This is a genomic window from Xenophilus azovorans DSM 13620, from assembly GCF_000745855.1.
GTDB lineage: Bacteria > Pseudomonadota > Gammaproteobacteria > Burkholderiales > Burkholderiaceae_C > Xenophilus > Xenophilus azovorans.
Genome location: NZ_JQKD01000023.1, coordinates 12,166 through 33,539, shown reverse-complemented (window position 1 = coordinate 33,539; position 21,374 = coordinate 12,166). Strand labels below are relative to the sequence as shown.

General features: G+C 68.6%; 22 protein-coding genes and 1 tRNA gene. 22 read left to right on the top strand and 1 reads right to left on the bottom strand.

Annotated features, from left to right (window positions below; genetic code table 11):
- Positions 1 to 9: 9 nt before the first annotated feature.
- The 20 genes from tpiA (at position 10) to Q392_RS14075 (ending at position 17,396) form a co-directional block, all read left to right on the top strand.
- Positions 10 to 765 (top strand): triose-phosphate isomerase, encoded by a 756-nt coding sequence (gene tpiA, locus Q392_RS14170; protein ID WP_038208711.1) that lies wholly within the window; start codon positions 10 to 12, stop codon positions 763 to 765.
- Between the two features lie 29 nt (positions 766 to 794).
- Positions 795 to 1,187, top strand: a complete 393-nt coding sequence (secG, locus tag Q392_RS14165; RefSeq protein WP_038208709.1) for a preprotein translocase subunit SecG — start codon at positions 795 to 797, stop codon at positions 1,185 to 1,187.
- A 136-nt stretch (positions 1,188 to 1,323) separates the two neighbouring features.
- Positions 1,324 to 1,408, top strand: a tRNA-Leu gene (locus Q392_RS14160).
- 62 nt (positions 1,409 to 1,470) lie between these two features.
- Positions 1,471 to 1,830, top strand: a complete 360-nt coding sequence (locus Q392_RS14155; protein ID WP_038208706.1) for an NADH-quinone oxidoreductase subunit A — start codon at positions 1,471 to 1,473, stop codon at positions 1,828 to 1,830.
- Between the two features lie 36 nt (positions 1,831 to 1,866).
- The gene (locus tag Q392_RS14150; protein WP_038208703.1) at positions 1,867 to 2,349 is read left to right on the top strand and encodes a NuoB/complex I 20 kDa subunit family protein; all 483 of its coding nucleotides are present in this window, start codon (positions 1,867 to 1,869) and stop codon (positions 2,347 to 2,349) included.
- 23 nt (positions 2,350 to 2,372) lie between these two features.
- The gene (locus Q392_RS14145; RefSeq protein WP_038208700.1) at positions 2,373 to 2,981 is read left to right on the top strand and encodes an NADH-quinone oxidoreductase subunit C; all 609 of its coding nucleotides are present in this window, start codon (positions 2,373 to 2,375) and stop codon (positions 2,979 to 2,981) included.
- A 29-nt stretch (positions 2,982 to 3,010) separates the two neighbouring features.
- Positions 3,011 to 4,264, top strand: a complete 1,254-nt coding sequence (locus Q392_RS14140) for an NADH-quinone oxidoreductase subunit D (protein WP_038208697.1) — start codon at positions 3,011 to 3,013, stop codon at positions 4,262 to 4,264.
- A complete protein-coding gene (gene nuoE / locus Q392_RS14135) occupies positions 4,261 to 4,806 on the top strand; it encodes an NADH-quinone oxidoreductase subunit NuoE (protein ID WP_051953468.1) in 546 nt (181 codons plus the stop codon). Before Q392_RS14140 ends, nuoE begins: the two co-directional genes overlap by 4 nt.
- Positions 4,806 to 6,149: an NADH-quinone oxidoreductase subunit NuoF gene (gene nuoF / locus Q392_RS14130; RefSeq protein ID WP_038208694.1), complete on the top strand. Its 1,344-nt coding sequence runs from the start codon at positions 4,806 to 4,808 to the stop codon at positions 6,147 to 6,149. Before nuoE ends, nuoF begins: the two co-directional genes overlap by 1 nt.
- 12 nt (positions 6,150 to 6,161) lie before the next feature.
- Positions 6,162 to 8,330 (top strand): NADH-quinone oxidoreductase subunit NuoG, encoded by a 2,169-nt coding sequence (gene nuoG, locus Q392_RS14125; RefSeq protein WP_038208691.1) that lies wholly within the window; start codon positions 6,162 to 6,164, stop codon positions 8,328 to 8,330.
- Positions 8,327 to 9,403 (top strand): NADH-quinone oxidoreductase subunit NuoH, encoded by a 1,077-nt coding sequence (gene nuoH / locus Q392_RS14120; RefSeq protein ID WP_038208688.1) that lies wholly within the window; start codon positions 8,327 to 8,329, stop codon positions 9,401 to 9,403. Before nuoG ends, nuoH begins: the two co-directional genes overlap by 4 nt.
- Positions 9,404 to 9,417: 14 nt before the next feature.
- Positions 9,418 to 9,930 (top strand): NADH-quinone oxidoreductase subunit NuoI, encoded by a 513-nt coding sequence (gene nuoI, locus Q392_RS14115; protein ID WP_038208686.1) that lies wholly within the window; start codon positions 9,418 to 9,420, stop codon positions 9,928 to 9,930.
- A gap of 32 nt (positions 9,931 to 9,962) precedes the next feature.
- Positions 9,963 to 10,616 carry an NADH-quinone oxidoreductase subunit J gene (locus Q392_RS14110; protein WP_038208683.1) on the top strand — a complete coding sequence of 218 codons (654 nt, stop codon included), beginning with the start codon at positions 9,963 to 9,965 and terminating at the stop codon, positions 10,614 to 10,616.
- Entirely contained in the window at positions 10,613 to 10,921 is a 309-nt protein-coding gene (gene nuoK, locus Q392_RS14105; protein ID WP_038208680.1) for an NADH-quinone oxidoreductase subunit NuoK, read from the top strand. Before Q392_RS14110 ends, nuoK begins: the two co-directional genes overlap by 4 nt.
- A gap of 10 nt (positions 10,922 to 10,931) precedes the next feature.
- Complete coding sequence (nuoL, locus tag Q392_RS14100) at positions 10,932 to 12,968, top strand: NADH-quinone oxidoreductase subunit L (protein ID WP_038208677.1); 2,037 nt, start codon at positions 10,932 to 10,934, stop codon at positions 12,966 to 12,968.
- A gap of 25 nt (positions 12,969 to 12,993) precedes the next feature.
- Entirely contained in the window at positions 12,994 to 14,469 is a 1,476-nt protein-coding gene (locus Q392_RS14095) for an NADH-quinone oxidoreductase subunit M (protein ID WP_038208674.1), read from the top strand.
- A gap of 31 nt (positions 14,470 to 14,500) precedes the next feature.
- Complete coding sequence (nuoN, locus tag Q392_RS14090; RefSeq protein ID WP_038208671.1) at positions 14,501 to 15,988, top strand: NADH-quinone oxidoreductase subunit NuoN; 1,488 nt, start codon at positions 14,501 to 14,503, stop codon at positions 15,986 to 15,988.
- A gap of 40 nt (positions 15,989 to 16,028) precedes the next feature.
- Entirely contained in the window at positions 16,029 to 16,343 is a 315-nt protein-coding gene (locus tag Q392_RS14085; protein WP_038208850.1) for a DUF2818 family protein, read from the top strand.
- Positions 16,344 to 16,347: 4 nt separating this feature from the next.
- Positions 16,348 to 16,953, top strand: a complete 606-nt coding sequence (locus tag Q392_RS14080) for an NUDIX domain-containing protein (RefSeq protein ID WP_038208668.1) — start codon at positions 16,348 to 16,350, stop codon at positions 16,951 to 16,953.
- On the top strand, positions 16,950 to 17,396 hold the full coding sequence (locus Q392_RS14075; RefSeq protein ID WP_038208666.1) for a DUF1178 family protein: 447 nt from the start codon (positions 16,950 to 16,952) through the stop codon (positions 17,394 to 17,396). Before Q392_RS14080 ends, Q392_RS14075 begins: the two co-directional genes overlap by 4 nt.
- Before the next feature lie 21 nt (positions 17,397 to 17,417).
- Here Q392_RS14075 and Q392_RS14070 read toward each other — a convergent pair whose 3' ends face one another.
- The gene (locus Q392_RS14070; protein WP_038208664.1) at positions 17,418 to 19,193 is read right to left on the bottom strand and encodes an ABC transporter transmembrane domain-containing protein; all 1,776 of its coding nucleotides are present in this window, start codon (positions 19,191 to 19,193) and stop codon (positions 17,418 to 17,420) included.
- An 80-nt stretch (positions 19,194 to 19,273) separates the two neighbouring features.
- Between Q392_RS14070 and Q392_RS14065 the strand changes: the two genes are divergently transcribed.
- Entirely contained in the window at positions 19,274 to 19,801 is a 528-nt protein-coding gene (locus tag Q392_RS14065; RefSeq protein WP_038208661.1) for a MarR family winged helix-turn-helix transcriptional regulator, read from the top strand.
- Positions 19,802 to 19,899: 98 nt separating this feature from the next.
- On the top strand, positions 19,900 to 21,342 hold the full coding sequence (locus tag Q392_RS14060) for an efflux transporter outer membrane subunit (protein ID WP_038208649.1): 1,443 nt from the start codon (positions 19,900 to 19,902) through the stop codon (positions 21,340 to 21,342).
- Positions 21,343 to 21,374 lie beyond the last annotated feature (32 nt).

Below are 21,374 nucleotides of genomic sequence, written 5' to 3'. Positions count from 1 at the left end.
AGACCCGAGATGACCTCTCCCAAGAAGAAACTCATTGCCGGCAACTGGAAGATGAACGGCAGCCTCGCGGCGAACGAGGCGCTGGTGCAGGCGCTGCGCGCCGGCGTGGGCCAGTCCGGCTGCGACGTGGCCGTGTGCGTGCCGTCGCCCTACCTGGCGCAGGTGCAGTCGCTGGTGGCGGGCTCGCCGATCGCGCTCGGCGCGCAGGACGTCTCGGCGCATGCGCAGGGCGCCTACACCGGCGAGCAGTCGGCGGCGATGCTCAAGGACTTCGGCGTGCGCTACGCGATCGTTGGCCATTCCGAGCGGCGCCAGTACCACGGCGAGTCCGACGACGCCGTCGCGGCCAAGGCCGGCGCGGCGCTGGGCGCCGGCATCACGCCCATCGTGTGCGTGGGCGAGACGCTGGCCGAGCGCGAGGCGGGCCACACCGCGGAGGTGGTGCGCCGCCAGCTCGCGGCCGTCATCCACGCCAACGGCCACTGCATCACCGAGATCGTGGTCGCCTACGAGCCGGTGTGGGCCATCGGCACCGGCAAGACCGCCACCCCCGAGGAAGCCCAGGCGGTGCACGCCGTGCTGCGCGCGCAACTGCACCACGCCGCGGGCGACGGCGCGGCGCGCATCCGCATCCTGTACGGCGGCAGCATGAACGCGGCCAATGCGGCGAGCCTGCTCGCCCAGCCCGACGTGGACGGCGGCCTGATCGGCGGCGCCTCGCTGAAGGCGCCGGATTTCCTGCAGATCATCGCGGCGGCCGCCTGAAGGCGCGCCCCGCTCTAGGAGTTGAACGAATGAACGTCATGCTGAACATTCTGGTGGCCGTCCAGATGCTGTCCGCGATCGCGATGGTCGGCCTCATCCTCATCCAGCACGGCAAGGGCGCCGACATGGGCGCCGCCTTCGGCAGCGGCAGCGCCGGCAGCCTGTTCGGCGCCAGCGGCAGCGCGAACTTCCTCTCGCGCACCACCGCGGCGCTGGCCGTCGTGTTCTTCGTGTGCACGCTGCTGCTGGCCTACCTCAGCCACGGCCGCCCGACCGGCGGCGACAGCCTGCTGGAGCGCGCGCCGGTCACGGCGCCTGCGCCGGCCGCCCCGGCACCGGCCTCGCAGATCCCCTCGGGCACGCCCGCCACGCCGGCGCCCGAGGCCCCGGCGTCGAACCCGGCGCAGATCCCGGGCAAGTGAAGCGTCGCCGGCGTGCATGCCGGCGCACTCCATACCCTGATTCACATCGGATTTCAGGGTAAACTACAAGGCTGCCTGGAAAGCCAACAACTTCTTCACGAGAAGTTCCTCATGCCATCCAGGCAGCGCGTAATTAGCCGTCGTGGTGGAATTGGTAGACACGCTATCTTGAGGGGGTAGTGGCGAAAGCTGTGCGAGTTCGAGTCTCGCCGACGGCACCAATCTGCAGCCGAGGGAGGCCCGCCTGGCGCCTTGCCGCGGCTGCAAGCGGTCAAAGCTCCCGATGAACCTCGATTCCTACCTGCCCGTCCTGCTGTTCATCCTGGTCGGTATCGCGATAGGGATCCTGCCCCAGGTCCTGGGCTTCATCCTGGGCCCCAACCGGCCCGACGCGGCCAAGAACTCCCCCTACGAGTGCGGTTTCGAGGCCTTCGAGAACGCCCGCATGCAGTTCGATGTCCGCTACTACCTGGTGGCCATCCTCTTCATCCTCTTCGACCTGGAAATCGCCTTCCTCTTCCCGTGGGCCGTGGCCTTCAAGGACGTGGGGCCGCTGGGCTTCTGGGCCGCCGTGGTGTTCCTGGCCATCCTGGTGGTCGGCTTTGCCTACGAGTGGAAGAAGGGCGCCCTGGACTGGGAATGACGTTGCTCGGGCTCAAACCGACAGGAAGGTGTGGCCATGGCCATTGAAGGTGTGTTCAAGGAAGGCTTCATCACCACGTCCTACGACGCGGTGGTGAACTGGGCGAAGACGGGCTCGCTGTGGCCCATGACGTTCGGCCTCGCCTGTTGCGCGGTCGAGATGATGCACGCCGCCGCGGCGCGCTACGACATCGGCCGCTTCGGCGCCGAGGTGTTCCGCGCCAGCCCGCGCCAGTCCGATCTGATGATCGTGGCCGGCACGCTGTGCAACAAGATGGCGCCGGCGCTTCGCAAGGTCTACGACCAGATGGCCGAGCCGCGCTGGGTGCTCTCGATGGGCTCCTGCGCCAACGGCGGCGGCTACTACCACTACAGCTACTCCGTCGTGCGCGGCTGCGACCGCATCGTGCCGGTGGATGTGTACGTGCCCGGCTGCCCGCCCACGGCCGAGGCGCTGATCTACGGGATCATCCAGCTGCAGCAGAAGGTGCGCCGCACCCACAGCATCGCGCGGGCCTGAGCGGGCGCTTCGGAAGAACATCCATGACATCGTTTGCCGTCGAACCGCAAGCCATCCAGGATGCCGTCGTGGCGGCCCTGGGCGACAAGATCAAGTCCATCGACATCGCGCTGGGCGAGGTGACCGTGGTGCTGCACCACGCCCACTACCTCGAGGCCATGCGCATCCTGCGCGACGAGCCCACCTGCAGGTTCGAGCAGCTGATCGACCTGTGCGGCATGGACTACCACAGCTGGCGCGACGAGGTGTGGGAAGGCCCGCGCTTCGCGGCCGTCTCGCACCTGCTGTCGGTGAGCCTCAATCAGCGCCTGCGCGTGCGCGTGTTCTGCCCCGACGACGACCTGCCGGTGCTGGCCTCGGTCAACGACCTGTGGGCCGGGGCCAACTGGTTCGAGCGCGAGGCCTTCGACCTGTACGGCATCGTGTTCGAGGGGCACCCCGACCTGCGCCGCATCCTGACCGACTACGGCTTCATCGGCCATCCGTTCCGCAAGGATTTCCCGCTCTCGGGCCACGTCGAGATGCGCTACGACGAATCGCTGCAGCGGGTGATCTACCAGCCGGTGACCATCGAGCCGCGCGAGGTCACGCCGCGCGTGATCCGCGAGGACAACTACGGAGGCCTGCACTGAGGCGCGCCGCGCGACCTTCGTGACCGAACATGGCTGAAATCAAGAACTACACGCTCAACTTCGGGCCCCAGCACCCGGCCGCGCATGGCGTGCTGCGCCTGGTGCTCGAACTCGACGGCGAGGTCGTGCAGCGCGCCGACCCGCACATCGGCCTGCTGCACCGCGCCACCGAGAAGCTGGCCGAGCACAAGACCTTCATCCAGTCGCTGCCGTACATGGACCGTCTCGACTACGTGTCGATGATGTGCAACGAGCATGCGTACTGCCTGGCCATCGAGAAGCTGCTGGGCCTGGAAGTGCCGATCCGCGCGCAGTACATCCGCGTCATGTTCGCGGAGATCACGCGGCTGCTGAACCACCTGATGTGGCTGGGCTCGCACGGCAACGACTGCGGCAGCTCGACCATCCTGATCTACGCCTTCCGCGAGCGCGAGGACCTGTTCGACGCCTACGAGGCCGTCTCGGGCGCGCGCATGCACGCGGCCTACTTCCGTCCGGGCGGCGTCTACCGCGACCTGCCGGACAGCATGCCGCAGTACAAGCACAGCAAGATCAAGAACGCCAAGGCGCTCGCTCGCATGAACGAGAACCGCCAGGGTTCGCTGCTGGACTTCCTGGAGGACTTCACGAAGCGCTTCGAGGTCTACCTGGGCGAATACCACACGCTCCTGACCGACAACCGCATCTGGAAGCAGCGCACGGTGGGCATCGGCGTGATGACGCCCGAGCGCGCGCTCAACCTGGGCCTCACCGGTCCCATGCTGCGCGGCTCCGGCATCGCCTGGGACCTGCGCAAGAAGCAGCCCTACGACGTCTACGACCAGGTCGACTTCGACATCCCGGTGGGCAAGACGGGCGACTGCTACGACCGCTACCTGGTGCGCATGGAGGAGATGGCGCAGTCCAACCGCATCATCCAGCAGTGCGTGAAGTGGCTCAAGGCCAACCCCGGCCCGGTGATCACCGACAACCACAAGGTCGCGGCACCGAGGCGCGAGGCCATGAAGGCCAACATGGAAGAGCTGATCCACCACTTCAAGCTCTTCACCGAGGGCTTCCGCGTGCCCGAGGGCGAGGCGTATGCCGCCGTCGAGCACCCGAAGGGCGAGTTCGGCATCTACCTGGTGAGCGACGGCGCCAACAAGCCCTACCGCCTGAAGATCCGTCCGCCGGGCTTCGTGCACCTGGCCGCGCTCGACGAGATGGCGCGCGGCCACATGCTGGCCGACACCGTCGCCATCATCGGCACGCTGGACATCGTTTTCGGAGAGATCGACCGATGAGCGACTCCCTCAACACCCCGCCGGTGGCGCCCGCGGCGCTGCCGCAGGAGGTGCTCGACCGCTTCGCGCGCGAGACCGCCAAGTACCCCGACAACGACGCCGGCCGCCAGTCGGCCGTGATGGCCTGCCTGGCCATCGTGCAGCAGGTGCATGGCTGGATCAGCGACGAGAACGAGGCCGCCGTGGCGGCCTTCCTGGGCATGCCGCACATCGCCGTGCGCGAGGTGACGACCTTCTACAACATGTACAACCAGCAGCCGGTGGGCAGGTACAAGCTCAACGTCTGCACCAACCTGCCGTGCCAGCTGCGCGACGGCGTGCGCGCCCTGGTGCACCTGGAGAAGAAGCTGGGCATCAAGATGGGCGAGACCACGCCCGACGGCCTGTTCACGCTGCAGCAGAGCGAGTGCCTGGGCGCCTGTGCCGATTCGCCGGTGATGCTGGTCAACGACCGCACCATGTGCAGCTTCATGAGCGACGAGAAGCTCGACCAGCTGGTGGATGGCCTGCGCGCCGCCGGCGCGGAAGGGGAGAAGCGCTGATGACCCCCGACCAAGTCCTCTCGCAGTTTGCCGCCACCGGCGTGCAGACCTGCTTCCACGGCCGCCACGTCACGCCCCAGATCTATGCCGGGCTGGACGGCACCAACTGGTCGATCAAGGACTACGAGGCGCGCGGCGGCTACCAGGCGCTGCGCAAGATCCTCACCGAGGGACTGACGCCCGACCAGGTGATCGCCGAGGTCAAGGCCTCCGGCCTGCGCGGCCGCGGCGGCGCGGGCTTCCCCACCGGCCTGAAGTGGAGCTTCATGCCGCGCCAGTTCCCGGGCCAGAAGTACCTGGTGTGCAACTCCGACGAGGGCGAGCCGGGCACCTGCAAGGACCGCGACATCCTCATGTACAACCCGCACATCGTCATCGAGGGCATGGCGATCGCGGCGTTCGCCATGGGCATCAGCGTCGGCTACAACTACATCCACGGCGAGATCTTCGAGGTGTACGAGCGCTTCGAGGCGGCCCTGGAAGAGGCGAGGGTGGCGGGCTACCTGGGCGACAACATCCTGGGCAGCGGCTACAGCTTCCAGCTGCATGCGCACCATGGCTTCGGTGCCTACATCTGCGGCGAGGAAACCGCGCTGCTCGAGTCGCTGGAAGGCAAGAAGGGCCAGCCGCGCTTCAAGCCGCCGTTCCCGGCCAGCTTCGGCCTGTACGGCAAGCCGACCACCATCAACAACACCGAGACCTTCGCGGCGGTGCCCTGGATCATCCGCAACGGCGGCCAGGCCTACCTGGAGTGCGGCAAGCCGAACAACGGCGGCACCAAGATCTTCTCGGTCAGCGGCGACGTGGAGCAGCCGGGCAACTACGAGATCCCGCTCGGCACGCCTTTTTCCAAGCTGCTGGAGCTGGCGGGCGGCGTGCGCAAGGGGCGCCAGCTCAAGGCGGTGATCCCGGGCGGCTCGTCCGCGCCGGTGCTGCCGGCGGCCATCATGATGGAGTGCACGATGGACTACGACGCCATCGCCAAGGCCGGCTCGATGCTGGGCTCGGGCGCCGTCATCGTGATGGACGACTCGCGCAGCATGGTCGAGTCGCTCAAGCGGCTGTCGTACTTCTACATGCACGAGTCCTGTGGCCAGTGCACCCCCTGCCGCGAGGGCACGGGCTGGCTGTGGCGCCTGGTGGACCGCATCCACGCGGGCCAGGGCCGGCCCAGCGACATGGAGCTGCTGGATTCGGTGGCCAACAACATCATGGGGCGCACCATCTGCGCGCTGGGCGACGCGGCGGCCATGCCGGTGCGCGCCATGATCAAGCACTTCCGCCACGAGTTCGAGGCGCTGATCCCGGCGCAAAGCGCCACCGGCGCGGCGGCCAAGGCCTGATCGGGACGAGACATGGTTGAAATCGAGATCGACGGCAAGAAGGTCGAAGTCGCCGAAGGCAGCATGGTCATGCATGCGGCCGACAAGGCAGGCACCTACATCCCGCACTTCTGCTATCACAAGAAGCTCTCCATCGCCGCCAACTGCCGCATGTGCCTGGTGGACGTGGAGAAGGCGCCCAAGCCGATGCCGGCCTGCGCCACGCCCGTCACGCAGGGCATGATCGTGCGCACCCATTCCGACAAGGCCGTCAAGGCGCAGAAGTCGGTGATGGAGTTCCTGCTGATCAACCACCCGCTGGACTGCCCCATCTGCGACCAGGGCGGCGAGTGCCAGCTGCAGGACCTGGCCGTCGGCTACGGCGCCTCCGCCTCGCGCTACGAGGAAGAAAAGCGCGTCGTCTTCCACAAGGACGTCGGGCCTCTGATCTCCATGGAGGAGATGAGCCGCTGCATCCACTGCACCCGCTGCGTGCGCTTCGGCCAGGAAGTGGCCGGCATCATGGAGCTGGGCATGGTCAACCGGGGCGAGCACTCCGAGATCACCACCGTGGTGGGCGACACCGTCGACTCGGAGCTGTCGGGCAACATGATCGACATCTGCCCGGTCGGCGCGCTCACCAGCAAGCCCTTCCGCTACAGCGCCCGCACCTGGGAGCTGTCGCGCCGCAAGTCGGTCAGCCCGCACGACTCGGCCGGTGCCAACCTGATCGTCCAGGTCAAGAGCAACCAGGTGATGCGCGTCGTTCCGCTGGAGAACGAGGACGTCAACGAGTGCTGGATCGCCGACCGCGACCGCTTCTCGTACGAGGCGCTGAACGGCGACGAGCGCCTGACGCAGCCGATGATCAAGCAGGGCGGCCAGTGGCAGGCCGTGGACTGGCAGACCGCGCTGGAGTACGTGGCCAGCGGCTTCAAGCAGATCCAGGCCGAGCACGGCGCCTCGTCCATCGGGGCGCTGGTCAGCCCGCACAGCACGCTGGAGGAACTGGCCCTGGCCGGCGCCCTGGTGCGCGGCCTGGGCAGCGAGAACATCGACCACCGGCTGCGCCGTGCCGAGTTCGGCGCCGCCCCGGGCGTGCGCTGGCTGGGCACCTCCATCGCCTCGCTGTCGGACCTGCAGCGCATGCTGGTGATCGGCTCCAACCTGCGCAAGGACCATCCCCTGTTCGCGCAGCGCATCCGCCAGTCGGTGCGCAAGGGCGCGCAGGTGAGCGCCGTCGTGTCCGGCCGCGAGCTGCACTCGCCCGAAGCCTGGGCCATGCCGCTGGCGCATGTGCGCACGGCCGGCTTCGAGGCCTGGGAAGACGAACTGGCCGTGCTGGCGTCGGCCATCGCCGCGGAGAAAGGCATCGCGGCGCCGCAGGCCCGTGAAGCCACCGACGGCGCCCGCGCCATGGCGAAGTCGCTGCTGGGCGGCGAACGCAAGGCCGTGCTGCTGGGCAACGCCGCCGCGCACCATGCCCGCGCGCCGCAACTGCTGGCCTGGGCGCAATGGATCGGCGAACAGACCGGTGCCAGCGTCGGCTACCTCACCGAGGCCGCCAACACCGTGGGCGCGCAGTGGGTCGGCGCCGAGCCGCGCGAGGGCGGCCTGAACGCCGGCCAGATGCTCGCCGGCGGCCTGCAGGCCGTGCTGCTGCTGGGCACCGAGCCGGTGTTCGATTCCGCCGCCGGCCGCGCTGCCGCCGATGCGCTGGGCAAAGCCCAGATGGTCGTCTCGCTCAACGCCTTCAAGGCGAACCTGGAGTTCAGCGACGTGCTGCTGCCCATCGCACCGTTCAGCGAGACGCCCGGCACCTTCGTCAACGCCGAGGGCCGCATTCAGAGCTTCCATGCCGTCGTGCGCCCGCGCGGCGAGGCGCGCCCCGCCTGGAAGGTGCTGCGCGTGCTCGGCAACATGCTGGGCCTGGGCGGCTTCGACGACGAGACGGCGCAGGACGTGCTGGCCCGGGTGCGCGGCGCGCTGCCCGCCGACGCCACCCACCTGCCGGCCGAGCGCCTGAGCAACGCCGTGGAAGGCGTGGACCTGTCGACCCCGCCGGCGGCTGCCGGCACGGCGGCGCCCGCGGTGGCCTCGATCTACCAGCTCGACGGCCTGGTGCGCCGTGCGCCGTCGCTGCAACTGACGGCCGACGCCCGCCAGGCGCGCGACGCCGTGGCCGAGGAGGTGTCGGCATGATCGACGCGCTGTACAACGCCGGCCTCGGGCTGAGCGACGCCGCCTGGTGGACCGGCGCCGGCTGGCCGGTGGTCTGGTCCCTCATCAAGATCGTCGCGGTGCTGCTGCCCCTGCTGGGCGCAGTGGCCTACCTGACGCTGTGGGAGCGCAAGTTCCTCGGCTGGATCCAGGTGCGCCACGGCCCCAACCGGGTCGGCCCCTTCGGCCTGCTGCAGCCCATCGCCGATGCGCTGAAGCTGCTGACCAAGGAGCTGATCAACCCCACCGCCGCCAACAAGGGGCTGTTCCGGCTCGGGCCCATCATGGCCATCATGCCGGCGCTGGCCGCCTGGGTCGCCATCCCCTTCGGGCCGGAGGCGGTCATCGCCAACGTCAACGCCGGCCTGCTGCTGATCATGGCGATCACCTCGATCGAGGTGTACGGCGTGATCATCGCCGGCTGGGCCTCCAACTCGAAGTACGCCTTCCTGGGCGCGCTGCGCGCCTCGGCGCAGATGGTCAGCTACGAGATCGCCATGGGCTTCTGCTTCGTGGTCGTCATCATGGTCTCGGGCAGCCTGCAGCTGGGCGAGGTGGTCGCCGCGCAGGGCAGGGGCATGGGCGCGAACATGGGGCTGGACTTCCTCTCGTGGAACTGGCTGCCGCTCCTGCCCATCTTCCTGGTCTACCTGATCTCCGGCGTGGCCGAGACCAACCGCCACCCCTTCGACGTGGTGGAGGGCGAGGCCGAGATCGTGGCCGGCCACATGGTCGAGTACTCGGGCATGGGCTTCGCCATCTTCTTCCTGGCCGAGTACGCCAGCATGTGGCTGGTGTCCATCCTGGCCGCGCTCATGTTCCTGGGCGGCTGGCTGCCGCCGGTGGGCTTCCTGGACTTCATCCCCGGCTGGATCTGGCTGGGCCTGAAGACCTGCTTCGTGGTGTCGCTCTTCATCTGGATCCGCGGCACCTTCCCGCGCTTCCGCTACGACCAGATCATGCGTCTGGGCTGGAAGATCTTCATCCCGGTCACCCTGGTGTGGCTGCTGGTGGTCGGGGGCTGGATGCAGACGCCCTGGAACATCTGGAAATAAGGGAGAAAACCGTCATGACAGCAGTGGCTGCCCCCGCCGGCTTTTCGATCAAGGACTTCTTCAAGAGCTTCATGCTGGTGGAGCTCTTCAAGGGCATGGCGCTCACCGGCCGCTATGCATTGCGCCGCAAGGTCACCGTGCAGTTCCCGGAAGAGAAGACGCCGCTGTCGCCGCGCTTCCGCGGCCTGCACGCGCTGCGCCGCTACGAGAACGGCGAAGAGCGCTGCATCGCCTGCAAGCTGTGCGAGGCGGTGTGCCCGGCCGTGGCCATCACCATCGAGTCGGCCGTGCGCGACGACGGCTCGCGCCGCACCACGCGCTACGACATCGACCTGACCAAGTGCATCTTCTGCGGCTTCTGCGAGGAAAGCTGTCCGGTCGACTCGATCGTCGAGACCCACATCCTCGAATACCACGGCGAGAAGCGCGGCGACCTGTACTTCACCAAGGACATGCTGCTCGCGGTGGGCGACCGCTACGAGAAAGAGATCGCGGCCAGCAAGGCGGCCGACGCCCCCTATCGCTGATCCGCCGGCCCCGCACACGACAAGAACATCCCATGGCCCAGACCGGCTTCTTCTACCTCTTCTCGGCGGTGCTGCTGTTCGCGGCCTTCCGGGTCGTCACGGCACGCAACCCCGTGCACGCCGTGCTCTATCTCATGCTGGCTTTCTCGCAGGCGGCGGCCGTGTGGCTGCTGCTCAAGGCCGAGTTCCTCGCCATCGTGCTGGTGCTGGTGTACCTGGGCGCGGTGATGGTGCTGTTCCTGTTCGTGGTGATGATGCTGGACCTCAACGTCGACAGCCTGCGCCAGGGCTTCTGGAGGCACTTCCCGATGGCGGCGCTGGTCGGCACGGTGATCGCGCTGGAGATGGCCTGGGTGCTGATGGGCGGCTTCCGCGGCCAGGGCATCGTGCCCGATCCGGCCCTGCAGGCCGCGGCGGCGGGCGGCTCGAACAGCAAGGCGCTGGGCCTGCTGCTCTACAGCGAATACGTCTATCCGGTGCAGGTGGCGGCCGTGATCCTGGTGGTGGCGATGATCGCCGCCATCGCCCTGACCCTGCGCCGCCGCAAGGACAGCAAGTTCATCGACGTCAAGGACCAGGTGCGCGTGCGCGCCGAGGACCGCCTGGCGGTGGTCAAGGTGGACGTCACCCGTGCGGCGCCGCCGCCCGCGCCGGAGCAGCCGGCCGAAGCGGAGAAGAAAGCATGACCCTCACCCTCGGCCACTACCTGTCGCTCGGCGCGATCCTGTTCGCGCTGGCGGTGATCGGCATCTTCCTCAACCGCAAGAACCTGATCGTGCTGCTGATGTGCATCGAGCTGATGCTGCTGGCGGTCAACATGAACTTCGTCGCCTTCTCGCACTACCTGGGCGACATGCACGGCCAGATCTTCGTGTTCTTCATCCTCACCGTGGCCGCGGCCGAGTCGGCGATCGGCCTGGCGCTGCTCGTGCTGCTGTTCCGCAACAAGTCCAGCATCGACGTCGAGCAGCTCGACGAACTGAAGGGGTGAGCGCCCGATCATGAGTACCACCCTGTCCGCATCCACCCTGCTGGCCGTGCCGCTCGCCCCCCTGGCGGGCTCGGTGCTGGCCGGCATCTTCGGCACCAAGCTCGGCGGCAACCTGCTGGGCCGCAGGGCCTCGCACTCGCTGACCATCCTGGGCGTGTTCATCGCCTTCGTGATCTCGGCGATGACGCTCAGGAGCGTCGCCCTCGACGGCGCGCGCTTCAACGAGACGATCTACGAATGGATGGTCGTCGGCGGCCTGAAGATGGAAGTCGGCTTCCTGATCGACGGCCTCACCGCCATGATGATGTGCGTCGTGACCTTCGTGTCGCTGATGGTGCACATCTACACCATCGGCTACATGGAGGAGGACGAGGGCTACAACCGCTTCTTCGCGTACATCTCCCTCTTCACCTTCTCGATGCTCATGCTGGTCATGAGCAACAACCTGCTGCAGCTGTTCTTCGGCTGGGAGGCGGTGGGCCTGGTGTCCTACCTGCTGATCGGCTTCTGGTACAACAGGCCGACGGCCATCTTCGCCAACATGAAGGCCTTCCTGGTCAACCGGGTCGGCGACTTCGGCTTCATCCTCGGCATCGGCCTGATCGCCGCCTACGCCGGCACGCTGAACTACGGCGAGGTCTTCGCCAAGGCGGACGAACTCGGCGCCATCGGCTTCCCGGGCACCGACTGGCTGCTGATCACCGTCATCTGCATTTGCCTCTTCATCGGCGCCATGGGCAAGAGCGCGCAGTTCCCGCTGCACGTGTGGCTGCCCGACTCGATGGAAGGCCCGACGCCGATCTCCGCGCTGATCCACGCGGCGACGATGGTGACGGCCGGCATCTTCATGGTCAGCCGCATGTCGCCCCTGTTCGAGCTGTCGGACACGGCGCTGAATTTCATCCTCGTCATCGGCGCGATCACGGCGCTGTTCATGGGCTTCCTGGGCATCATCCAGAACGACATCAAGCGCGTGGTGGCCTATTCGACGCTCTCGCAGCTGGGCTACATGACGGTCGCGCTGGGCGCCTCGGCCTACTCGGTGGCGGTGTTCCACCTGATGACGCACGCCTTCTTCAAGGCGCTGCTGTTCCTGGGCGCGGGCTCGGTGATCATCGGCATGCACCACAACCAGGACATCCGCTGGATGGGCAACGTGCGCAAGTACATGCCCATCACCTGGATCACCTTCCTGCTGGCCTCTCTGGCGCTGATCGGCACGCCCTTCTTCTCGGGCTTCTACTCGAAGGACGCGATCATCGAGGCGGTGCACGCCAGCCACCTGCCGGCGGCCGGCTTCGCCTCCTTCGCGGTGCTGGCGGGCGTGTTCGTCACGGCCTTCTATTCGTTCCGGCTGTACTTCCTGGTCTTCCACGGCCAGGAGCGCTACGACCAGAACCCGGAGGCGCACCACGACGACCACCACGCGCACGACGACCACGGCCATCATGGCCAGGGCGACCACAAGCCGCACGAGTCGCCCTGGGTCGTGACGCTGCCGCTGGTGCTGCTCATGATCCCGTCGGTGATCATCGGCTTCTTCACGCTGATGCCGATGCTGTTCGGCGACTTCTTCAAGGACTCCATCGTCGTCGACCTGGCGCGCCACCCCGCCATGGGGGAACTGCGCGAGATGATCCACGGCCCCGTGGCGATGGCACTGCATTCCATCCACACGCTGCCGCTGTACCTGGCGCTGGCCGGCGTGGTGCTGTCCTGGTACATGTACATGGTCAACCCGGCGCTGCCGGCCGCGATCAAGCGCGCCTTCGGCCCGGTGTACCGCCTGCTCGAGAACAAGTACTACATGGACTGGTTCAACGAGAACGTGCTGGCCCGCGGCGCGCGCGCGCTGGGCACCGGCCTGTGGAAGGGCGGCGACCAGGCGCTGATCGACGGCGCCGTGGTCAACGGCTCGTGGAAGGTGGTGGGGCGGCTGGCCGGCGTGATCCGCTGGTTCCAGTCCGGCTACATCTACCACTACGCCCTCGCGATGCTGCTGGGCATCTTCATCCTGATGACGTACTTCGTCTGGTTCAAGCGTTGAACGGCGCCGCTGGAGAACAAGAAAAATGGGTTTGCTGAGCCTTGCCATCTGGCTGCCGATCGCCGTGGGCGTGGTGCTGCTGGCCTTCGGCCGCGACGCGTGGGCACGGGGCGTGCGCTGGATCGCCCTCGCGGGTTCGATCGTCAGCTTCCTGGTGACGCTGCCGGTCTGGACGCGCTTCGACAACGGCACCTCGGCCATGCAGTTCGTCGAGAAGAGCCCCTGGATCGAGCGCTTCAACGTCCACTACCACCTGGGCGTGGACGGGCTGTCGATGTGGTTCGTGCTGCTGACGGCCTTCATCACCGTGATCGTCGTGATCTCGGCCTGGGAGGTGATCACCGAGCGCGTGAACCAGTACATGGGCGCGTTCCTGATCCTCTCGGGCCTGATGATCGGCGTGTTCTGCGCGCTCGACGGCATGCTGTTCTACGTGTTCTTCGAGGCCACGCTGATCCCGATGTACCTGATCATCGGCATCTGGGGCGGCCCCAACAAGATCTACGCGGCCTTCAAGTTCTTCCTGTACACGCTGCTCGGCTCGCTGCTGATGCTGGTGGCGTTCATCTACCTGTACAACGCCGCGGGCGGCAGCTTCGACATCGCCGCCTGGCACAGGCTGCCGCTGGCGGGCACGGCGCAGACGCTGCTGTTCTTCGCCTTCTTCGCCGCCTTCGCGGTGAAGGTGCCGATGTGGCCGGTCCACACCTGGCTGCCGGACGTGCACGTGGAGGCGCCCACCGGCGGTTCGGCGGTGCTGGCGGCCATCATGCTGAAGCTCGGCGCCTACGGCTTCCTGCGCTTCTCGCTGCCCATCGTGCCCGACGCCTCGCGCGAATGGGCCTGGCTGATGATCGCGCTGTCGCTGATCGCGGTGATCTACGTGGGCCTGGTGGCGATCGTGCAGAAGGACATGAAGAAGCTGGTGGCCTACTCGTCGGTGGCGCACATGGGCTTCGTCACGCTGGGCTTCTTCATCTTCAACGACCTGGGCGTGGCCGGCGGCATCGTGCAGATGATCGCGCACGGCTTCGTCTCGGGCGCCATGTTCCTGTGCATCGGCGTGCTGTACGACCGCGTGCACTCGCGCCAGATCGCCGACTACGGCGGCGTGGTCAACACCATGCCCAAGTTCGCGGCCTTCGCGCTGCTGTTCGCCATGGCCAACTGCGGCCTGCCGGCCACCGCCGGCTTCGTCGGCGAGTGGATGGTGATCCTGGCCGCCGTCAAGGCCAACTTCTGGATCGGCCTGCTGGCCGCCGTCGCGCTGATCCTGGGCGCCGCCTACACCCTCTGGATGTACAAGCGCGTGTACCTCGGCGCACCGGGCAACAGGCACGTGGAGGAACTGACGGACATCAACGGCCGCGAATTCCTCATGCTCACGCTGCTGGCCCTGGCCGTGCTGTGGATGGGCCTGGATCCCAAGCCCTTCACCGACGTGATGGACGCCTCCGTGGCCGACCTGCTCAAGCACGTCGCGCAGTCCAAGCTGCCTTGATAGCCCGTGAACGCGCGTCGAAGAGAACAAGATGATTGACAAACTCAGCTGGATCGCGATCTACCCCGAGATCGTGCTGCTCGTGATGGCCTGCATCATCGCGCTGGCCGACCTGTCGGTGGTCAGCGCGCGCCGCACGGCGACCTACGTGCTCACGCTGCTGACGCTGGCCGTGGTGGCGGTGCTCGCCGGCATGCAGGCCGTCAATGCCCAGACGATCTACGGCTTCGGCGGCATGGTGGTCAGCGACCCGATGGGCAACTGGCTCAAGTGCTTCTCCTCGGTGGTGCTGATGGCGGCGCTGGTCTACGGCCGCCCCTACGCCGGCGACCGCGACATGCTGCGCGGCGGCGAACTGTTCACCCTGAGCATGCTGGCGCTGCTGGGCATGTTCGTGATGATCTCGGGCAGCAACTTCCTGCTGATCTACCTGGGCCTGGAACTGCTCACGCTCTCCAGCTACGCCCTGGTGGCGCTGCGGCGCGACCACGCGGTGGCCAGCGAGGCGGCGATGAAGTACTTCGTGCTCGGCGCCATGGCCAGCGGCTTCCTGCTGTACGGCCTGTCGATGATGTACGGCGCCACCGGCTCGCTGGACGTCAACGAGGTGTTCAAGGCCATCGCCAGCCGCCAGGTGAACCACCAGGTGCTGGTCTTCGGGCTGGTGTTCATCGTCGCCGGCCTGGCTTTCAAGCTGGGGGCGGTGCCCTTCCACATGTGGCTGCCCGACGTCTACCACGGCGCACCCACCGCGGTCACGCTGCTGATCGGCTCGGCGCCCGAGCTGGCGGCCTTCGCCATCCTCATCCGCCTGCTGGTGGAAGGCATGCTGCCGCTGGCCTTCGACTGGCAGCAGATGCTGGCGCTGCTGGCCATCGCCTCGCTGCTGGTGGGCAACCTGGCCGCCATCGCGCAGACCAACCTCAAGCGCATGCTGGCCTATTCGACCATCGCGCACACGGGCTTCATGCTGCTGGGCATGGTGGCGGGCGTGGTCAACGGCAACAGCTACAACGCCCAGTTCGCCTACAGCGCGTCGATGTTCTACATCGTGACCTACGTGATGACCACGCTGGTGAGCTTCGGCATCATCCTGCTGCTGGCGCGCGGCGGCTTCGAGAGCGACGAGATCGCCGACCTGGCCGGCCTGAACCAGCGCAGTCCGCTGTACGCCGCCGTGATGGCCATCGCGATGTTCTCGCTGGCGGGCATCCCGCCGATGGTGGGCTTCTACGCCAAGCTTGTCGTGCTGCAGGCGCTGGTGGCCACCGGCCAGGCGCTGTACATCGCCCTGGCGGTGTTCGCGGTGATCACCTCGCTGATCGGCGCCTTCTACTACCTGCGCGTGGTGAAGGTCATGTACTTCGACGAGCCGCTCACGGCCACCACGGTCGCCGCGCCGCGCGACGTGCGCGCCGTGCTCACGCTCAACGGCGCCCTCATCCTGGTGCTGGGCATCCTGCCCGGCGGCTTGATGGCGCTGTGCGCCCAGGCCATCGTGGCCACCCTGGCCGGCTGATGCCGGCCTGCACTTGCCCTCCCCCGCGCTGATGGGCGGCCTGTCGCAGAGCGCTTCGGTCTGGCTGGTGCTGCTGGTCGCCCTGCTGGCCGCCAACCTGCCCTTCGTCAACGAGCGCCTGCTCGCCGTACTGCCGCTGCCGGGCGGCACGAAGCGCAAGAACCTCGCCGTGCGCCTGGCCGAACTGGTGCTGCTGTACTTCGCGGTCGGCGGCGTCGGCCTGCTGTTCGAGCAGCGGCTCGGGCAGATCGCGCCGCAGGGCTGGGAGTTCTATGCGGTGACGGCGGCGCTGTTCCTGGTGCTGGCCTTTCCCGGCTTCACCTGGCGCTACCTTCTCAAGCACCGCAAGAGCTGACCTCATGACCGACCTGCACCTCAAGGAAGAACGCACCGGCTCCGAATTGCTGTTCGAAGGGCGCTTCCTGAACGCGCGGCGCGACACCGTACGCCTGCCGGACGGCCGCAGCGCCACGCGCGAGTACGTCATCCATCCGGGCGCGGTGGTGGTCGTCCCGCTGCTGGACGATGGGCGCGTCGTGCTCGAGCGCCAGTACCGCTACCCGGTGGAGCAGGTGATGATCGAGTTCCCGGCCGGCAAGCTCGATCCGGGCGAGGACCCGCTGATCTGCGGCCAGCGCGAGCTGATCGAGGAAACGGGCTACCGCGCACGCGAATGGGCGCTCGCCGGCGCCATGCACCTGGCGGTGGCCTACTCGACCGAGATCATCCACGTCTACTTCGCCCGCGGCCTGGAGGCGGGCGCGCGCCAGCTCGACCAGGGCGAGTTCCTCGACGTCTTCGCGGCGCGGCCTGAAGAACTGCTCGCCTGGTGCCGGGACGGCCGCGTGACCGACGCCAAGACGCTGAGCTGCGCGCTCTGGCTGCAGAACGTCCTCTCGGGCGTGTGGCCGCTGGACTGGCAGCCGGCGCCGCCGCCGGAGGCTGCCGATAATCGGGGGCCATGAAAGTCCTGAACCTGCGCTGCGCCCACGGCCATGCTTTCGAAGGCTGGTTCGGCTCCGACCAGGATTTCGAGAAGCAGCTGGGGCAGGGCCTCGTCGAATGCCCGATGTGCGGCGACACCGCCATCGCCAAGGGCCTGAGCGCGCCGCGCCTGAACCTCGGCGCCGGCCGCGAGAGCAGCGCCGAGACGCAGCCCGTGGTGGCAGGCCCCGCGGCCGACACGCCGGAAGGCCGCTGGATGCGCGCCGTGCGCGAGGTGCTGGCCAAGACCGAGGATGTGGGCGAGCGCTTCGCCGAGGAAGCGCGCCGCATGCACTACGGCGAGGCCGAGGAGCGCGGCATCCGCGGCCAGGCCACCCGCGAGCAGACCGAGGCGCTGCTGGAAGAGGGCATCGCCGTCATGCCGCTGCCGATCCCGGCGGCGCTCAAGGACACCCTGCAGTAAACCCGGGCCTGCGGCGCGGCCTCATGCCGTGAACTGCAGCGCCGCCAGCTTCGCGTACACCCCGCCGCGCGCCACCAGCTCGGCGTGCGTGCCCTGCTCGACGATGCGCCCGTGCTCCAGCACGACGATGCGGTCGGCCTGCTGCACCGTCGCCAGGCGGTGGGCGATCACCAGCGTCGTGCGGCCCTGCATGGCCGATTCCAGCGCTGCCTGCACCATGCGCTCGCTTTCCGCGTCCAGCGCGCTGGTGGCCTCGTCCAGCAGCAGCAGCGGCGCGTTCTTGAGCATGGCGCGCGCGATGGCGATGCGCTGGCGCTGCCCGCCCGACAGGCGCACGCCGCGCTCGCCCAGGAAGGTGTCGTAGCCTTCGGGCAGCGCCGCGAGGAAGCCGTCCGCATGGGCGGCGCGCGCGGCGGCGCGCACCTCCTCGTCGCTGGCGTCGGGGCGGCCGTAGCGGATGTTCTCCAGCGCGCTGGCCGAGAAGATCACCGGCTCCTGCGGCACCAGCGCGATGCGGTGGCGCAGATCGGCCAGCGCCACCGAGGGCAGGTCGGCGCCGTCCAGCGCGATGCGTCCGGCCTGCGGGTCGTAGTAGCGCAGCAGCAGCTGGAACACGGTGCTCTTGCCGGCGCCGCTCTCGCCCACCAGGGCCACCGTCTCGCCGGGCGCCACGGCCAGGCTGAAGTCGGCCAGCGCCGGCGTGGCCGGGCGCGAGGGGTAGTGGAAGCGCACCGCCTCGAAGGCCACGGCGCTGCCGGCCGCGGGCGCCGGCAGCGCGGCGGGGGCGGCTGGCGACTCGATGGCCGAGCGAGCATGCAGCAGCTCCATCAGCCGCTCGGTGGCACCGGCGGCGCGCAGCAGGTCGCCATAGACCTCGCCCAGCACCGCGAAGGCGCTGGCCAGGATGATCACGTACACCACGGTCTGGCCCAGGTGGCCCGCCGTGATGTCGCCGCGCAGCACCGCCTGCGTGCCGGCGTACAGGCCCCACAGCAGCGCCGCCGAGGTGGCGATGATGATGAAGGCGACCAGCACCGAGCGCGCCTTGGTGCGCCGCACGGCGGTGCGGAAGGCGTCCTGCGTCGAGGCCGAGAAGCGGGCCGACTCGCGCGACTCGGCGGTGTAGCTCTGCACCACGGGGATCGCGTTGAGCACCTCGGCGGCGATCGCGCTGGCGTCGGCCACGCGGTCCTGGCTGGCGCGCGAGAGCTTGCGCACCCGGCGGCCGAACACCATGCTCGGCACCACCACCAGCACCAGGATCAGCAGCACCTGCGCCATCACGTAGGGGTTGGTCCACACCAGCATCACCAGCGCGCCGACGCCCATCACGGCGTTGCGCAGCCCCATGCTCAACGAGGAGCCCACCACCGTCTGCACCAGCGTGGTGTCGGCCGTCAGGCGCGAGAGGACCTCGCCGGTCTGCGTGGTCTCGAAGAACTGCGGGCTCTGGCGCAGCACGTGGCCGTAGACGGCGTTGCGCAGGTCGGCCGTGATGCGCTCGCCCAGCCAGCTCACCGTGTAGAAGCGCGCGGCCGAGAACAGGCCCAGCGCCACCGCCACGCCGAACAGCTCGAAGAAGTGGTGGCGCAGCGCCAGCATCTGCTGGCCGCGGTCGGCCGGCACCAGGCCGTTGTCGATCAGGCCGCCCAGCGCCACGGGGAACAGCAGCGTCGTCACCGCCGCCATCACCAGGAACAGGCCCGCCAGTGCGATCTGGAGGCGGTAGGGCCGGAGAAAGGGCGCCAACCCGGACAGCGAGCGCGGCGATCCCTTGGCGGGCGTGGGGCGGGACATAGGGGCCGGATTCTACCGATCCGCTGTCTGCTCAAACTCAGCCTTGACAATTACTGCCATGGCAAATATCATTCCGTTCCATGGATTCCGACGACTGCCCGTCTGCCCCGGCCACCGGCGCGTCCGGCGACGGCTGCTTCTACCGGCCCGACAACTACTCCGCCGACGAGAGCATCGGCCTGATGATGCGGCGCATCATCACCGCCGTCAGCCAGTCGGTGGAGGCCGAACTGGTGGAGCCCGGCGGGCCGACCTATCCGCAGTGGATCCCGCTGCACAAACTGCACATGCACACCGGCCCTGCCACCACCGTGGCCGAGCTGGCGCGCGTGTGCGAACTCGACACCGGTGCCATGACGCGCCTGCTCGACCGGCTGGAGGCCAAGGGGCTGGTGCGCCGGGTGCGCTCCGTCGCCGACCGCCGGGTCGTGCACATCGAACTGACCGAGGAGGGCGCTGCCCACGCGCAGCGCGTGCCGCACGTGCTGTGCCGGGTGCAGAACGAATTCCTCTCCGGCTTCAGCCAGGAGGAGTGGCAGCAGCTCAAGAGCTACCTGCGCCGCATCCTCGACAACGCGACGACGGCCTGCGCCGCCCGGAAATCATGAGTCACCCCCAGTCTTCGCGGACTTCGTTCCGCTTCGCCAACCCCCTCAAGGGGGCACATCCTGCGGCCTGGCAAAGCCAGTTCCGCGGATGTTCCCGCATGGCCTGTTCCGTGGCTGCCATCGCCGTCGTTGCAGCGCTCGCCGGCTGCGCCGACATGGGCCGCGTCGACGCGCCGGCGCCATCCGTCGGCGCCACCGAGGCCGGCCTGCCGGCCGCCGACGCGGCACCCGTCGCCGCCGTCGATCGGCAGTGGTGGCGCGCCTTCGGCGACCCGCAACTCGACCGCCTGGTCGAGCAGGCGCTGCAGGGCAACCCCAACCTGCAGGTGGCGCGTGCGCGACTGGAGAAGGCCCGGGCCGCGGTGAGCGCCACGCGCGCGGCCGAGCTGCCGCAGGTCAAGGGCGACCTGCAGGTCAGCCGCTCGCTGTACTCCGAGAACTACATCTATCCCGACCCGCTCGGCGGTTCGATCCAGAACACCGGGCTGCTGCAGCTCGGGGCGAGCTGGGAGCTGGACTTCTTCGGCAAGAACCGCGCCGCCATCGAGGCCGCTGTGGGCAACGCCCGCGCCGCGCAGGCCGACGCCGAGGCCGCGCAGGTGCTGCTGGCCAGCAACGTGGCGCGCAGCTACCTGCAATGGGCCCGGCTGGCGGCGCAGCGCGCCGTGGCCGAGCGCACGCTGGCCCAGCGCGAGGAGACCCTGCGCCTGGTGCGCGACCGCGTCTCGGCCGGCCTGGACACGCGGCTGGAGCTGCGCCAGAGCGAGGGCGGCCTGCCCGAGGCGCGCCAGCAGATCGAGGCGCTGGACGAGCAGATCGCCATCGCGCAGCACGCCATCGACGCGCTGGCGGCCCGCCCGGCCCTGGCCGAATCGATGACGGCGCCGGCGCTGGCGGCGCTGCAGCCGATCCCGCTGCAGCCGGTGCTGCCGGCCGACCTGCTGGGCCGCCGCGCCGACATCGCGGCCGCGCGCTGGCGTGCCGAGGCGGCCACGCACGACGTCGACTACGCGCGCAAGCAGTTCTACCCCAACGTCAACCTCACCGCCTTCGTCGGCCTGCAGTCGCTGGGGCTGGACAACCTGCTCAAGTCGGGCAGCGCGCAGTGGGGCGTGGGCCCGGCCGTCAGCCTGCCGATCTTCGAAGGCGGCCGCCTGCGCGCCAACCTGCGCGCCAAGGCCGCCGACCGCGATGCCGCGATCGAAAGCTACAACGCCGCCGTGTTCGACGCGGTGCGCGACGTGGCGGACCAGGTCAGCAGCATCCGGTCCATCGCCCGCCAGCAGGTGCAGCAGCGCCAGGCACAGACCGCCGCCGAGGGCGCCTACGAGATCGCCGTGCAGCGCTACGGCGCCGGCCTGGGCAACTACCTGAACGTGCTGGCGGCCGAGACCGCCGTGCTGGCCCAGCGCCGCCAGGCGGTCGACCTGGCCGCGCGTGCGCTCGACACCCAGGTCGCGCTGGCGCGCGCGCTGGGCGGCGGCTGGCAGGGCGAAGCCGGCGACCGGCAGGCGGCCGCCGCCGCCACCTCCTCTCATTGACTCAGCAGAAACGCCGCATCGCGCGCGAGAAC